The 13362-nt window shown below is 42.8% G+C and carries 14 protein-coding genes; 3 read left to right on the forward strand and 11 right to left on the reverse strand.

Annotation, left to right across the window (positions count from 1 at the left end):
• The first annotated feature begins 17 nt into the window (after positions 1 to 17).
• From KIT51_09635 to KIT51_09645, 3 genes are all read left to right on the forward strand, one after another.
• Complete coding sequence (locus KIT51_09635) at positions 18 to 467, forward strand: GreA/GreB family elongation factor (protein UYN85160.1); 450 nt, start codon at positions 18 to 20, stop codon at positions 465 to 467.
• Between the two features lie 259 nt (positions 468 to 726).
• Entirely contained in the window at positions 727 to 1488 is a 762-nt protein-coding gene (locus KIT51_09640; GenBank protein ID UYN88551.1) for an NIPSNAP family protein, read from the forward strand.
• Positions 1489 to 1527: 39 nt separating this feature from the next.
• Positions 1528 to 2490, forward strand: coding sequence for a sugar phosphate isomerase/epimerase (locus KIT51_09645; GenBank protein ID UYN85161.1), 963 nt, complete (start codon positions 1528 to 1530; stop codon positions 2488 to 2490).
• On the opposite strand, the gene KIT51_09650 is transcribed toward KIT51_09645, so the two are convergent.
• The 11 genes from KIT51_09650 to KIT51_09700 all read right to left on the reverse strand — a co-directional run bounded on the left by KIT51_09650 (position 2487) and on the right by KIT51_09700 (position 13359).
• Positions 2487 to 2864, reverse strand: a complete 378-nt coding sequence (locus KIT51_09650; GenBank protein UYN85162.1) for a RidA family protein — start codon at positions 2862 to 2864, stop codon at positions 2487 to 2489. The two genes, KIT51_09645 and KIT51_09650, sit on opposite strands and share 4 nt — an antisense overlap.
• Positions 2865 to 2874: 10 nt before the next feature.
• Positions 2875 to 3933: a GNAT family N-acetyltransferase gene (locus KIT51_09655; GenBank protein UYN85163.1), complete on the reverse strand. Its 1059-nt coding sequence runs from the start codon at positions 3931 to 3933 to the stop codon at positions 2875 to 2877.
• A 104-nt stretch (positions 3934 to 4037) separates the two neighbouring features.
• Positions 4038 to 4574: a DsrE/DsrF/DrsH-like family protein gene (locus KIT51_09660; GenBank protein UYN85164.1), complete on the reverse strand. Its 537-nt coding sequence runs from the start codon at positions 4572 to 4574 to the stop codon at positions 4038 to 4040.
• 28 nt (positions 4575 to 4602) lie between these two features.
• Positions 4603 to 4914 (reverse strand): TusE/DsrC/DsvC family sulfur relay protein, encoded by a 312-nt coding sequence (locus tag KIT51_09665; protein UYN85165.1) that lies wholly within the window; start codon positions 4912 to 4914, stop codon positions 4603 to 4605.
• Positions 4915 to 4937: 23 nt separating this feature from the next.
• Positions 4938 to 6179 carry an NAD(P)/FAD-dependent oxidoreductase gene (locus KIT51_09670; protein UYN85166.1) on the reverse strand — a complete coding sequence of 414 codons (1242 nt, stop codon included), beginning with the start codon at positions 6177 to 6179 and terminating at the stop codon, positions 4938 to 4940.
• Positions 6180 to 6337: 158 nt separating this feature from the next.
• Positions 6338 to 7042, reverse strand: coding sequence for an SDR family oxidoreductase (locus tag KIT51_09675; GenBank protein ID UYN85167.1), 705 nt, complete (start codon positions 7040 to 7042; stop codon positions 6338 to 6340).
• An 85-nt stretch (positions 7043 to 7127) separates the two neighbouring features.
• Positions 7128 to 8177, reverse strand: coding sequence for a DUF3089 domain-containing protein (locus KIT51_09680; protein ID UYN85168.1), 1050 nt, complete (start codon positions 8175 to 8177; stop codon positions 7128 to 7130).
• Between the two features lie 34 nt (positions 8178 to 8211).
• A complete protein-coding gene (locus KIT51_09685; protein UYN85169.1) occupies positions 8212 to 8826 on the reverse strand; it encodes a DUF1295 domain-containing protein in 615 nt (204 codons plus the stop codon).
• A gap of 59 nt (positions 8827 to 8885) precedes the next feature.
• Positions 8886 to 9737 carry a hypothetical protein gene (locus KIT51_09690; GenBank protein ID UYN85170.1) on the reverse strand — a complete coding sequence of 284 codons (852 nt, stop codon included), beginning with the start codon at positions 9735 to 9737 and terminating at the stop codon, positions 8886 to 8888.
• Between the two features lie 48 nt (positions 9738 to 9785).
• Positions 9786 to 11684: a CBS domain-containing protein gene (locus tag KIT51_09695; protein ID UYN85171.1), complete on the reverse strand. Its 1899-nt coding sequence runs from the start codon at positions 11682 to 11684 to the stop codon at positions 9786 to 9788.
• Between the two features lie 121 nt (positions 11685 to 11805).
• Positions 11806 to 13359 carry a glycoside hydrolase family 32 protein gene (locus tag KIT51_09700; protein UYN85172.1) on the reverse strand — a complete coding sequence of 518 codons (1554 nt, stop codon included), beginning with the start codon at positions 13357 to 13359 and terminating at the stop codon, positions 11806 to 11808.
• Between the last annotated feature and the right edge of the window lie 3 nt (positions 13360 to 13362).

Here is a 13362-nt window from a genome sequence, read left to right on the forward strand (position 1 = left end):
TATAGTCGTGTAATAAAATGCTGGTAAAACAAAAGTTGATAGAAAGCTGTAGTCAACTCGCTGAAAACCGTATTAGGCAGATTAAAGATGAGCTAAAACTTGTTCAGGCTTCTGCCAATCAGGAAACCAAAAGCAGTTCGGGTGATAAGTATGAAACCGGAAGAGCTATGGCTCAACTGGAAATTGAACGATTGACTGGTCAATTAGCGGAAGCAGAAAGGCTAAAGGACAAATTATTAAGTTTAAAGGATATTATTGGCGCTGATAAGATAGTGCCAGGAGGATTGGTAACAACAACCCATGGCAAATACTTTATTAGCGTAAGCCTTGGGCTTATCGAAGTTGACCGTGAAAAATATTTCTGCATCTCTGCAGATGCACCAATAGCCAAAGCGCTGATGGGTAAAGATGTAGGAGAGGAAGTCTCTTTTCAGGGTAAAACATTCTCTATTCTTTCTGTTGAGTGAATTTCCTGTCACCTGTTTATTACCTCAATTATGTATATTTAAGAACGATTTATAAAGTTTAAAAACTGAAAATATTTTAACTTTCAGAATGTTCATTTCTCCTAAACGTGTTATGATAAATTTATTTATAATAGAAGCCAGCTCAAAAATACAACCGTCATGCGATCCGCCACAGGCGGAGAAGCAATCCCAATTTCAACATAGAGAACGGGATTGCTTCCCTGCCCGTCCGGCAGGCGGGGGTCGTTCCTCCCTCGCAATGACGTACTCTTTATTTTTGAGATGGCTTCTGGTAATACTTATCGGAGGAATCGCTTATCCGGCATTAGCGCAAAAAACGGATTCCCGATATTTTGAAATGCGCACCTATCATTGTCATGAAGGGAAGCGCCCCGATTTAATAAAACGCTTTCAGGATCATACCGTGAAATTGTTTGAGAAAAGCGGCATCGAAAACATTGCTTACTTTTTGCCGGTAGATGAAAGTAATAATACATTAACTTTTATACTCGCGTATCCCAACCGCGAATCGCGGGATAGGTTATGGAATACCTTTGCCAATGATCCGGAATGGAAAGCTGTGTTTAAGCAATCGGAAGCTAACGGACCGCTGTTGACTAAGATTGATCAAACATTTATGACGCTGGCACCAGAGTTAAGTTCGGGTATTGCTAAGCTGCCCTCAGAAGAGCGCATCTTTGAGTTGCGAACTTACTTCCTTCATCCGGGAAGAGTGGATGCGATTAACGCCCGTTTTCGTGATCATACCCGTGCATTATTTGAGCGCCACGGTATGACCAATGTAGTTTACTGGTATACCGTTGAACCTGACAATGCTCAACCCAAACTGGTGTATCTGCTGGCCCATAAAGGTGTTGAAGAGGCAAAGAATTCCTTTGATAAATTTCGCGATGATCCGGATTGGAAAAGGGTGCGTGATGCATCCGAAGTTAGCGGACCTATTGTAGAGCGGATAGAATCAAAATATTTTAAAACGCTTCCATTTTCGCCACTTAAGTAGGGTGTAACCAATACGAGTTTACTATAAACGATTTGAGCTATGAAAAACGAAACTAACCGCAGACTGTTTATTCGTCATTTGGGTATGGCCACTTTGGGCGTTACCATGGTTCCTGCTTTAGCCACATCCTGTTCACCAAAATCAAAAGAAAATTCAACCGACATGTTTTTTAAAATATCCTTGGCAGAATGGTCGCTGCATAAAGCACTTTTTGCGAATGAACTGACTAACCTAGATTTTCCTGTTGTGGCGAAAAAGGACTACGGTATTTCAGCTGTAGAGTATGTCAATCAGTTTTTTAAAGACAAGGTGAAGGACCAGACTTATCTTGCAGAGTTAAAACAACGTTGTGACGACAATGGTGTAACCAGCCTGCTCATCATGTGCGATGGTGAAGGTTACCTGGGTGATCTGAATGAAGCCAAACGAAAGGAAGCGGTGGACAATCATAAAAAATGGGTAGAGGCTGCAAATTTTCTAGGTTGCCATTCTATTCGCGTGAATGCATTTGGTCAGGGAAGTGAGGCGGAAGTGGCTGTAGCAGCCACCGATGGATTGCGATCATTGTCTGAATTTGCCATCGATTTTGATATCAACGTGATTGTCGAGAATCATGGAAGCTATTCGTCAAACGGGCAATGGCTCACTACGGTAATTGCCGGTACAGGCATGCCCAATTGTGGTACACTTCCGGATTTTGGTAATTTCTGTTTGAAGCGAGCTGACGGAAGTGAATGGGGAGGAGCATGCCTGGAGTGGTATGATCGTTATAAGGGGATTGAAGAAATGATGACTTTTGCAAAAGGAGTGAGTGCGAAAAGTTATGATTTTGATGAAGCCGGTAATTGTATAGAAACTGACTATGACAGAATACTAAGAATTGTAAAGGCCAGCGGCTACACCGGTTACATTGGCATTGAATACGAGGGAAGTAAACTTTCCGAACCTGATGGAATACGAGCCACCAAGGCTTTGTTGGAAAGAGTGGGAAAAACTATCTAACTCTTCTCGGCTACACATTCAATCTCTACCAACGCGTCTTTGGGCAGGCGGCTTACCTCTACCGTAGTTCTTGCTGGTTTATGAGCACCAAAGAAGGCTTCATGCGCTTTGTTCATCTTTTCAAAATCGGCAAAGTTTTTTAAGAACACCGATGTTTTTATAATGTGTGAGCGGTCGCATCCCGCGGCTTTTAAAACAGTTTCAAGATTTAACAAGACCAGTTCAGTTTGTTCAGTAACCGTTTCGCCTTCAATGATCATGGTTTGCGGATTTAGCGGGGTTTGACCGGAGCAGAATACCAGGTTTCCGGATTGTATAGCATGGCTGTAGGGTCCAATGGCAGCGGGGGCGTTTTTAGTAAAAATCTTTTTCATTGTTTTTCGATTAGATGTAGTCAAATGCAGAGGCGTATAATGGTTTTGATTGTAAGGTACCGATTTCCTTTTCATCCAAATGCTTGTAGGATGTCATAATGTATACTCCGGAATCTTTCACAAATGAATTTAACAATCCCAGTTTACCATAGTCAACAATTGATTTTCTATACGGACAGTTTTCAGCCATCCAGAAAAGAGAGGAGTTTATTTTTTCGCGGTGAAGTAACCCTTCAAATAATCGAAGTAATGTTTTTTCATAACCCGGCTTAAAATGCAAACCTTCAAAGGCCAGGAATTCAAATCGCTTTGGATTAAATAGTTTGTTTATCAAGGGTAAACGCGGAAGAATATTCATGATAATTTTGCCCATGATACCCGGCATCTGATTGATAGCCCAATGCACCCGGTGATATTGGCAACCGGCAACTATTTCATCGTTTTCCCGGATAACAAAATAGTTGTTTTTCAGAAAGAGGTAATCTGTATGAAAAAGTGCGTGATCTTTATAGTGTTGCTGGAGTAGCGTTAATACTTCATGCTGTTTTTCCGTTGCACTAATCTGCTCCATGTCTTTTTGCTCTTTTGGAAAAAATCGGCTAAACGCTTGTACCTGTAAGAGTCCTAATTTTTCATAGCCGGCATTTTCAACCACCTTATACGAACGGATGTTTCCTTTCTCCACACAGCCAACATAGATTGTCTTTTCTGTTTCGTCTTCCCGCACAACCTCCATTACTTTACCGGCAAAGTGCTTGATTATCTTTTTACCCTGTATGGCTGCACCGGCAGCGAAGTACCGGATGATATAACAATTGTAGGGCTGACCCGCCACCAGCGGCTGTGTATGACAAAATACGGCTGTCCCTACAATGACATTATTTTGTTCAATGGCATACAGGTAAGGGTCTTTTAATAGTCGTATTAATTCGTTTGAATTTTTACGCTCGTATACCGTGCCTGCACTTCCCCAGTTAGTATGGTTAAAAAACGCAATACCTTCTTCAGGAATACCATGGTATTTCCAGATGGTTAAATCATTTTCCTGCAGAACAAGTTTGCGTTCCATAGAAGCAATATAATTCTATTCGGGAAATTCTGTGGTTCATATCAAATAAGGTCACTAAAAAAGCCGCCCCGATTTCTCAGGGCGGCCAACCTCAACAGAACCAATCATATGAAGATGATCTGTGTTCCCTCGCCTTCGGCCAGGGCATACATATCACCCACGGTTATGATTCCTTTTACTTCATCCAAAAAATCTTCTTGTTTCAGATGGAACATATCGGCTGCCAGTTTGCAGGCATAAATTTCTCCGCCACCGGCATCAATCATTTGAATAAACTCGGTAACATGAGGCATGTCCAGTTTATCCATTTCTTTTTTCATCATGTAGGATGCAAATGCCTCAAAGCCAGGCAAGCCTGCAAGGATGGTTGGCATTTCGGGCATAAAATTCGGATTGCCCACCGTTGCCGTATGTAAATGATCAGCTTTCTTTTTGGTGATCGCATCCAAACCAAAGAAGGTAAAAAACATTTTGGCTTCTATTCCTTCCATCAAAGCTCCGTTGGCCATGACCAACGCAGCATACACGTCTTCAAGTCTTCCTTTGGAACAAATAACTAATACTTTTTTTAGTTTTCCTTTATCCTTATTAACCGTAACATCAACTTGTTTTGCTACTGGTTTTTCCATTACGTCTGTCATAATTTTTTTAGTTTGAAGGCTTAAATTTTTAAATGCAACTGGCTGGTTTAGGTATACCGGCAAGCTTACTTGAAATTTTAAGTGGTCCGCCAGGGAACAAGGCATAAAATTGCTTGATATCCACAATACCGGAATTTCCTAATTTTCTAATGCTAAGTTGTACGCCCTCCTTTTGTTTGGCGCGCAGCCAGTTCAATACTTCAAAGTGCTTATCGGTTAATTCGATATTTACCTGTGCCGCCATTTCGCGGGCGAGTTCAGGTGTCCATTCATCCATGTTGGTGAGATACCCTTCGGCATTCACATCAACTGAAGTTCCTGCAAGTGTTAAGGTTTCCATATAATTGATTTTTAAGGTTTCTTTTATGCTTCTACAATTTTACCGGCCATGGACATGTTGGTGCTTACCGGAAGTTTTTTACCTGTAAGCAACATGTGCCAGTACACCCATTTAAAGGCCAGCTTTCCATAATGGTTGGCACGATTAACTTTCAATAAACTCATGGGGCCGATGCCGGCAAAGGGGAATTTTCCAGGCAAGGGTTCTGTAGTGTAGTTGAAATCGATCAGCGTTCCTTTACCATAACCGGTTTCTATAAAACAATTCGCGTGACCGTCAAATTTGGCTTCCAGCGGTTGCCCGTTGATGTAGCTTAAAATGTTATCGGTTAATATTTCAGCTTCGAAGTGTGCCACTGATCCGGCCTTTGATGTTGGCAGGTTGGTGGCATCACCGATAACAAAAATGTTTTCATGTTTTTTATGTTGTAAGGTGTGCTTGTCGGTAGGTATAAAATTCAAGCCATCCTCATCGCCCATGTTGCTGTTTTGAATAGCCTGATCGCCCTTGTTTACAGGAACGGAGATCAGTAAATCAAACGGAACTTCCTGTTCATCGTAGGAGACCAGCACTTTGCGTTCGATATCCACACGTTGTAAATAGAAGTCAGGAACTACGGTAATGTTCTTTTCTTCCATGAGCTTGCTAAGCAAGGCTGTAGTTTTTGGTTTCGTAAACGCACCGGACAGTGGGGTTACATAAGAGATGTTCACCTTATCACGTATACCTTTTTCAGTGAAGTAGGCATCGGCCAGGAAAGTAAACTCAAGTGGTGCCACCGGACATTTGATAATAGTTTCGGCAAGGTTAATCACCAGGTTTCCACCTTCCCAGTTTTCCAGTTTCTTTGCCAGCTTGGTGCTGCCTTCATAGGTGTAAAAATCAAAAATGTCTTTATACCATAGTTTATTTTTTAGCCCTTCTGTTTCTTCGGGTACCGGAGTTGTGCCGGTGGCAACAACCAGAACATCATAAGGAAGAATTGTCCCGTCCTGCAGAAATACCTGATTGCCTTCCGCGTTTATTTTTTCAACTTCGTTGATCAGGAAGTTTACACCCTTAGGTAGAAAATCTTTTTTGGATTTGATTACATCTTTGGGTTGGTAAATGCCAAACGGGATGAAAAGAAACCCAGGCTGATAGTAGTGATTCTCATCTTTATCGACAATGGTAATTTCCCAAACTTCTTTGTTCAGGTTGCGATAAAGTTTGTTGGCCATCATGGTACCTGCCGTGCCGGCCCCGAGTATCAAAATCTTTTTCATGGTTCTTGTTGATTGGTTACCTAAAAGTAACCTGAACCAATAGGAAGGGAAATGACGCCACTCAGTATGATGCGTGATTTAAATCATACAATATTGAGGCTCTGTAACTTAAGTAACCGTAGCATGCTTGTTATGTGTAACACAAGTTACACAATGGATCACTTGCCGGGAGGCATACTCGGACGAACTTCAATTTTACTGGGTAACGTACGAGGGTTCATCGTGAGTAAGCCGAGTACTAATTGACCGATGTCTTCGGGTTGAATTTTCCAGGCATCTGATGGTGAAGGAACATGATCATTAAAATATGTTGCCACTGAACCGGGCATTATCGTGCTGACTTTAATACCGTGTGCGCGAACATCCATCATAACAGCTTGAGTAAAGCCCACCAAACCAAATTTGCTGGCATTATAGGCGCTGCCCCCCGCAAAAAAATTGGTACCGGCCAGACTGGCCATGGTGATAATGTATCCCTTCGATTTTTTCAAAGCAGGTAGACTTGCTTTAATGCTGTAAAACACCCCAGTGAGGTTGGTGTCAATGGTTTCATGCCATTGTTCCGCACTCAATTCTTCAATGGAACCAAAGTGCCCGATGCCTGCATTGGCCACCAGCACATCCAACTGCCCCCAGTTTTCCAATAGTGTTTCAACGGCTGTTTGTTGTTCATTTAGTTTACGCACATCGGCAATCAAACCAAGGGCACGATCTTTCTTTATCGTATTGAGTTTACCGATTGCTTGATCGATAGAATGTTTATTACGACCTGTAATGGCCACATGCCATCCATTAGCTATTAACACTTCTGCAATGCCTAAGCCTATGCCTTTGCTTCCTCCGGTGATTAGTGCTGTTTTCATACCATTATTAATGATTTATAATCCTTTATAATCCTTAAAATTAGCAATTCACCAACTGAAAAATAGCGTTCACTTAGTAAGCTTGCTATTTTTGTGATTGACCCTGATGCATAGTTTTGAATGTGGTAATCCTATCACTCAGGTTTCTTCTTATGTTTCCGTAAAATAAATTGTAGTCGGCAATGTGATAGCGTTTTGAGCGGTATAACATGCTGCCAAAAAATTTTGGTTTGGTAATCCATAATAATCCCTGGTGGTTTTGGGCATCGCATAGGTTTGTATAAACCTTATTAAAGTTTCGTAATACCGATGCACGGTTGAGTGAAGCCGGAGCGTAGGTTGTATCAATTGACCAAGTTAGTGGATTGGTGCTGAGTGCTTGGGCAAATATTTCTTTATGCTTTGGTGGATAGTAGTTTCGCTCATAGGTATTCCACGACATCCAACATCCTGTTTGTGTTGCAGAGGTGCATGGCTGGAGCGTATCAAATAAATCAGTCTTCAAAGCAATTCCCACCAGGTAAGCTGCAACAAGTTGGCCGGCCAGGGGTTTGTTTTCGATATAGTCTTTAACAAGCCTGGCAGCATGCACGGTGCCTTGGCTATGTGAAGCCAGTATAAATGGTTTGCCTCGGTTATAATTAGCCAGGTAGTATTCAAATGCTTTCTTCACATCCTCATAGGCCAATTGTAGCGCTTGGTCTTTTAGTGTTGTATTATCAATTGTGAATACTTCCAGATGAGCCTGTCGGTAACGTGGTGCGTACACGTGTGTGCTTCCGTTAAAAACACTTGCCTGGTATCGGATGGTGGAGTTATCCACTTTTTCATTCAATTCAGCATTAAATACGTCACCTTGCCAAGGCCAGTTGGGGTTATGCTTTTGAGTATAGATGGTTGGGTGAACAAAAAACACATCGACATCCGGAAGAGGATCATCTTTGCTGAAATTGTTTTTGCCGGGCAAGCGGTCAGCTTCATCTTCCTTTTCGGGATGCGCTGCCCAAAATGAAAGCGATGCATAATCAGGCGCTGCAGGAATTTTGCCGGAATCATAAGGCGGATATGAATGTATTTTTTTACTGCACGATGTTGCTAATGCAACGAGGGTAATCAGGTAAAACAGCAGGCGCATAGGTAACTAACTGGATAATGAGAAAAATGTTTGCTTACCAAAATTTTGGGAAAAGAAGTCCGGTGTTTTGTTGATAGGCTGCAAATTCCGGATAGCGACTCAGTGATTTGTCTTTTTTGATCATGTTGGGAATAAACGCGCCAACAAAAAATGCCGTAATACCTATGAAGCCTATCCAACTTCCTGAAAGCAGGGCGAAGCCAATGTAGATCATTAGTTCACCGGCATAATTGGTGTTGCGACATCGGCTGAAGAAACCCCCTGTTATTAAGCCGGGTTTGAGCTTTAACGTGAAATACTTTTGTGCATCGCTGCTAAAGTGAAGCATTGTTCCGCAAACATTTAACGCCACTGCGAAGGCCTGTATGTGCGGTGGTGGATCGTAATAATTGCTGATCAGTACCCAAGGGGCAATCCAATAAAGGCCCAATACCAGGAAGACAAATAGCCCATACCAAACCGATACATTTTGTTCCCACTGTTTATCCGGAAAAATACGGCTCTTCATGAGCCACAAAAATCCATAACTGCCATGGAGTGAAAGGTATAACCAGGCACCTTGGTTGAAGTTTGAATAATAGAGCATTAAACCGCTGACAAAAAAAGCTGTGGTGCCTTTATGGAGGTTGATAGGATGTTTTAGAACCATTACTAATCCTTAAGTCAAGTCTATAAAAAAAGGCTGGTTAACCAGCCTTTGTAAATGTGTTACACCTTATTTTTTGGTATTAACATCAATCCATGGTATCGATTAGAGGAACCTTCGCCCAGCATTCCGATTTTGATGAGTTTCTTGGCAGAAAGATCAACCTTGGCCAGGTATGTGTTGCCATCTTCGTATCCATAAACAGTTGAGTAAATAGTGCCTTTCGAATCTTTAACCATATTTTGAATGGAATAGTCATACGGATCTTCTGAATCAAAACCATCCGGCACAAGCGAATCCACCAGTGTTGTGGTTCCTGATAATGTTGATTTGTAAATTTCCAATCCAGAGTTGGAAATGAGAAGTTCATTTGAATTGCTTCCATAGGTTAAACCCATACCACCCAGAAGGTCCTCGTTTGAGAAACGCACACTGTTGCTGATTGTGCCATTTGTATTTAAGGTAAGCAGCCCGGGACCATAGCCCACTGAGGAAGAAGATTTGAAGTATAAACTTGCCAAGATTTTATTGTCAGCGGTCATAACAAGGTCGGTAACACCATACCAATGGTCATCAGCATTTAAATTGATAATAGAGGCAGACAGGCTGTTAATATCTATTTCATAGATTATACCACCTCCGGATGTTGTTGTTGAGGCAAAAATTTTATTTGTGGGTGAATGGTAGATCATTCCCCGGATATTCGTAAGCGTGCCTCCGGTTGGTGAAGTAATGGTGGCTACTTCGGTTTTCGCACCTGTGGTTGCATCCACGATAAACAGTTTTCCTGAATTGCGTTCAACAACCACTAAAACTATGGGGGAAGCATCCTTGTCCTTACTGCAAGAATCAAGAAAAAGAGTGACCGAGGCCAGCAGGCACAATGAAAAAAGTGTAATGATTTTCGATTTCATGTTTTATGGTTTATTGTCAAAAGTAACCATTAATTGGTTAACGGCAATTCAAGGCGTGTGAATCTTTGAATGCAATTTCTCCTGCAGCTTGGTCATGTCATAATCGGTTATTAACCCAACCAGTTGGTGGTTATGGATAACCGGCAGGCAACTGATTTTTTTCTGGATCATAATTTCCATGGCGTAGAGAATCGTGCAGGAAGCATCTATGCAAACCGGGTCTTTGATCATTACATCGTGTGCGGTTGCTTCATTACCAGTTGGATTAGCGGCCCGGTAGTTTTCTATTCGTTTACGGGTTAGTATACCAATGACTTCTCCGTGGTTATCTTCTACCGGCATGTGCCTTATGTTCCTCCATTCCATTATCGTAAGCACTAATTCTATCGGGTCGGTGGATTGCGCAGTGATCAAGTCGGTAGTCATTACATTGCCTACAATATCGTATTGGATGTTGGCGTGTTGCCTGTCATTATCCGTTATGCCGGGCCATTGGTGCACGGGCAGGCTGGTTAATCTTCGATGATATAATGCAGCTGTTAACGCAACCATGGCTTCATCACGCCCCATTTCTTTTTTTAATGTTCGGAAACCATTCACCATCCAGCGGCTGCCGGTTTTTCCTGAAAGCGTTCGCTCCTCAATTACGTTCAAGTATCGTTTGATATCTTCATCTGAGATCCCGGCTTTTGTGAGGCCCTGTTTAGCCAATGGCAGTAGTATTTCGATAATTAGTTTCTGAACAGGAAAGATGGCTTTATCCCACGTCATACTGGTGTGGATGCCAAACCGTGCAGCTTTGTAAAAGTTGTCTTTGGCATCTTCAAAGTCCATTTCTTTCCAGATGGTTTTGAATTTTTGAGGCATGGCGTTCATCAAACCAACCCAAAAGGCCATGTTGGCAATTTCGTCCGGCACGGTTGGACCAGCGGGTAAGTACCTGTTTTCAATGCGTAAATGTGCTTTGCCGTTTGTTGTGCCAAAGCATGGCCTGTTCCATTTCCAAATGGTTCCGTTATGGATGCGTAACGCTTTTAAAGCCGGTAACCTGCCGGCAGTTAATTCTTCCAGCGAATCCCTTTCAATGTCCGACATGAAAATGAGGGGATAGCGTGAAATATCGTCCTTGTAAACTTCCGTAACGTTTTTAATCCATTGGTTGCCAAACGAAACACGTTGTTGTTTCTCGCGCAGGTGCGCTTGTCGCCTGCGCATGTCCACGCTTTGCTGGAATAATGTGATGCGGGTTTCTGCCCAAAGTTCGCGGCCAAAAAGGAGCGGGGAATTAGTCGCTATAGCCAGCACCGGACCGGCAATGGCTTGCGCCCAATTGTATTTGTCAACAAATTCTACTGGGTCAATCTGTAAGTGGGCCTGAAAACTTGTGTTGCAGGCTTCAAATAAAATATTGGTGTGCGCAAGCAGTAGCTCATCAACCCCGTTTATGTTCAATTCAAAATCCTGTCCGCGCAACCGTTTTACAATTTCACCAAGGGCATGGTATCGTGGGTTAGGGGTAAGATAATCCAATTCAACAGCCCGTAAATCAATGGAGGGCAGAATACCGGTAAGTATTATTGTGTCATCAAAAGCGTGGGCTGCCTCATCGGCCTTTTGCAGCATGGTGCGCAAAGTATTTTCGGTTTGACTAAAGCATTTTCCCTTAAGTTCCAGGGGATCAAGATTAATCTCGAGATTATACCGGGCCAGTTCAGTTGTGAAATGCGGATCGTTAAGCCGGGTAAGTATTTCAGGGCCGTTTCGTGAAGGCTTATGGTGTTTATTAACGATAAAAAATTCCTGCTCGGCACCAATCCGTGAAATGCCGCTTTCCAGCATGTCCTGCTCCAGCATTTTATCCAATGCCTGCACATCGTGCAGCAAGTGGCGCAGAAACTTCTTTCGTTCCTCTGATTGTTCGGCTATAGCAATCCTATGCTCGCCCATGGGGAGAATTTTTCGGAAGCTACTTTTCCATAAAGTATTTAGAAATGACTTTTGGCAGGTTGTAGCCTGTTAAACTTAACGCCTAAAGTGATTTCGGTCAGGAGTTTGAATTTATTGAGCCCTATGGCCAAATACGATTAATCTCATAAAGTGAAATACTTTTTACGTTAAGGCTGTCTTTCGTATCCGGATGTAAAGTAAGGCGGTTAAAAATTTCAGATGGAAACATCAGTTCTGTCATTACCGTAAGTCCGTTATCGATAAACAGTTCAACCGAGGAGTGGTCCACAAAAAGCTGAAGGGATTGTATGGCTCCTTCCATTTCGCGGGGTGCTGTGTGTGTGCCTCCAAATTTTTCCGAGAAGGAGTGGTTGCCGGCTTGGTTACGGTCTATTGAAAGCAGGTTTTTTTCTTTATCATAGCTAATCAGTAGTTTTTCGCCTGCTCCGTTAGCCAATTCAAGGGAGAATCTTTGTTTTATCCCCGGGTTAAAATCAATAATAACCTCATATAACCCGGTTTGGGTAGTAGCGTTTGATAAATCCAGCGGGGCAGAAATTTCTTTATTCTCCCAACGCTGTTCCTTACCGCGTAAGCCCTTCAGTTCTTCTACAGGAACGGATACCAGGCGAGTGCCCACGGGTGTTTGCGCAAGTTTAAGTTCGCGCGGTATAGTCATGGCGCTACGCCATACTGTGGTAGGAACAACATTCGCGTAATTCCAGTTGCTCATCCAGCCAATGAACAAGCGCCTGCCATCGCGCTTTGGAACATCCGACCAGGTAACGCCCGCGTAGTTGTCTGTACCGTAATCAATCCACAATATTTTCTCCTTCTGGTTTTCATTCACGAACACCTTACCATCGAATGATCCGATAAAATACTGGGTGCCACTGCCACCATTGGGCGCGCCATTGTTCAGGCTTACGAGCATTACCCATTTCTCTTTACCATTAACAACCAGTGGAAAGAGGTCGGGACATTCCCATACACCACCATGGCTTCCGTGATCGACCCCAAATTCGCTTACTTTTTCCCATTGCTTTAAATCAGGTGACCGAAAGAGTTGAACATGATCCAATACAGCCAAAATCATGATCCATTGCCCGGTGGGTTCATGCCAGAAAACTTTGGGATCACGAAAGTCCTTAATCCCCGGATTTTTGAGTACCGGATTCCTGTCGTATTTTTTCCACGTTCTCCCATTGTCAGTGCTGTAGGCAATGCCTTGTGTTTGGTAATCCATTCGGCCTTCCTTTTCCTGATCGGGGTGGTGGTAGGTATAGATGGCTACCAACGGGGGATTTTCTTTGGTGCCAAAACCGGAGGTATTGTTGCGATCAACCACGGCACTTCCGGAAAAAATGTAGCCCAATGAATCCGGATAAAGGGCAATGTCCAAATGTTGCCAACGGGTAAGATCAGTGCTAATGGCATGCCCCCAATGCATAGGGCCCCAAACGTTGCCATCGGGATAATATTGATAAAACAAATGATATTCACCGTTGTGGTAAACCATACCGTTGGGGTCGTTCATCCAATGAGCCATGGGGCTAAAATGGAATTGAGGCCTGTGTTGTTCGCGCATATATAGGTTATCGTTAACGAAGTTCGTTTTTGGTTGACAATTGATGATGAGCAGGATAAAGAAGAATGAATAGCAAATTACTTTCATCGG

Source organism: Cyclobacteriaceae bacterium, from assembly GCA_025808415.1.
Classification (GTDB): domain Bacteria; phylum Bacteroidota; class Bacteroidia; order Cytophagales; family Cyclobacteriaceae; genus UBA2336.

Coding starts and splice junctions, on each gene's coding strand:
- KIT51_09635 (UYN85160.1), top strand. CDS start 18: ATGCTGGTAAAACAAAAGTTGATAGAAAGCTGTAGTCAACTCGCTGAA.
- KIT51_09640 (UYN88551.1), top strand. CDS start 727: ATGACGTACTCTTTATTTTTGAGATGGCTTCTGGTAATACTTATCGGA.
- KIT51_09645 (UYN85161.1), top strand. CDS start 1,528: ATGAAAAACGAAACTAACCGCAGACTGTTTATTCGTCATTTGGGTATG.
- KIT51_09650 (UYN85162.1), bottom strand. CDS start 2,864: ATGAAAAAGATTTTTACTAAAAACGCCCCCGCTGCCATTGGACCCTAC.
- KIT51_09655 (UYN85163.1), bottom strand. CDS start 3,933: ATGGAACGCAAACTTGTTCTGCAGGAAAATGATTTAACCATCTGGAAA.
- KIT51_09660 (UYN85164.1), bottom strand. CDS start 4,574: ATGACAGACGTAATGGAAAAACCAGTAGCAAAACAAGTTGATGTTACG.
- KIT51_09665 (UYN85165.1), bottom strand. CDS start 4,914: ATGGAAACCTTAACACTTGCAGGAACTTCAGTTGATGTGAATGCCGAA.
- KIT51_09670 (UYN85166.1), bottom strand. CDS start 6,179: ATGAAAAAGATTTTGATACTCGGGGCCGGCACGGCAGGTACCATGATG.
- KIT51_09675 (UYN85167.1), bottom strand. CDS start 7,042: ATGAAAACAGCACTAATCACCGGAGGAAGCAAAGGCATAGGCTTAGGC.
- KIT51_09680 (UYN85168.1), bottom strand. CDS start 8,177: ATGCGCCTGCTGTTTTACCTGATTACCCTCGTTGCATTAGCAACATCG.
- KIT51_09685 (UYN85169.1), bottom strand. CDS start 8,826: ATGGTTCTAAAACATCCTATCAACCTCCATAAAGGCACCACAGCTTTT.
- KIT51_09690 (UYN85170.1), bottom strand. CDS start 9,737: ATGAAATCGAAAATCATTACACTTTTTTCATTGTGCCTGCTGGCCTCG.
- KIT51_09695 (UYN85171.1), bottom strand. CDS start 11,684: ATGGGCGAGCATAGGATTGCTATAGCCGAACAATCAGAGGAACGAAAG.
- KIT51_09700 (UYN85172.1), bottom strand. CDS start 13,359: ATGAAAGTAATTTGCTATTCATTCTTCTTTATCCTGCTCATCATCAAT.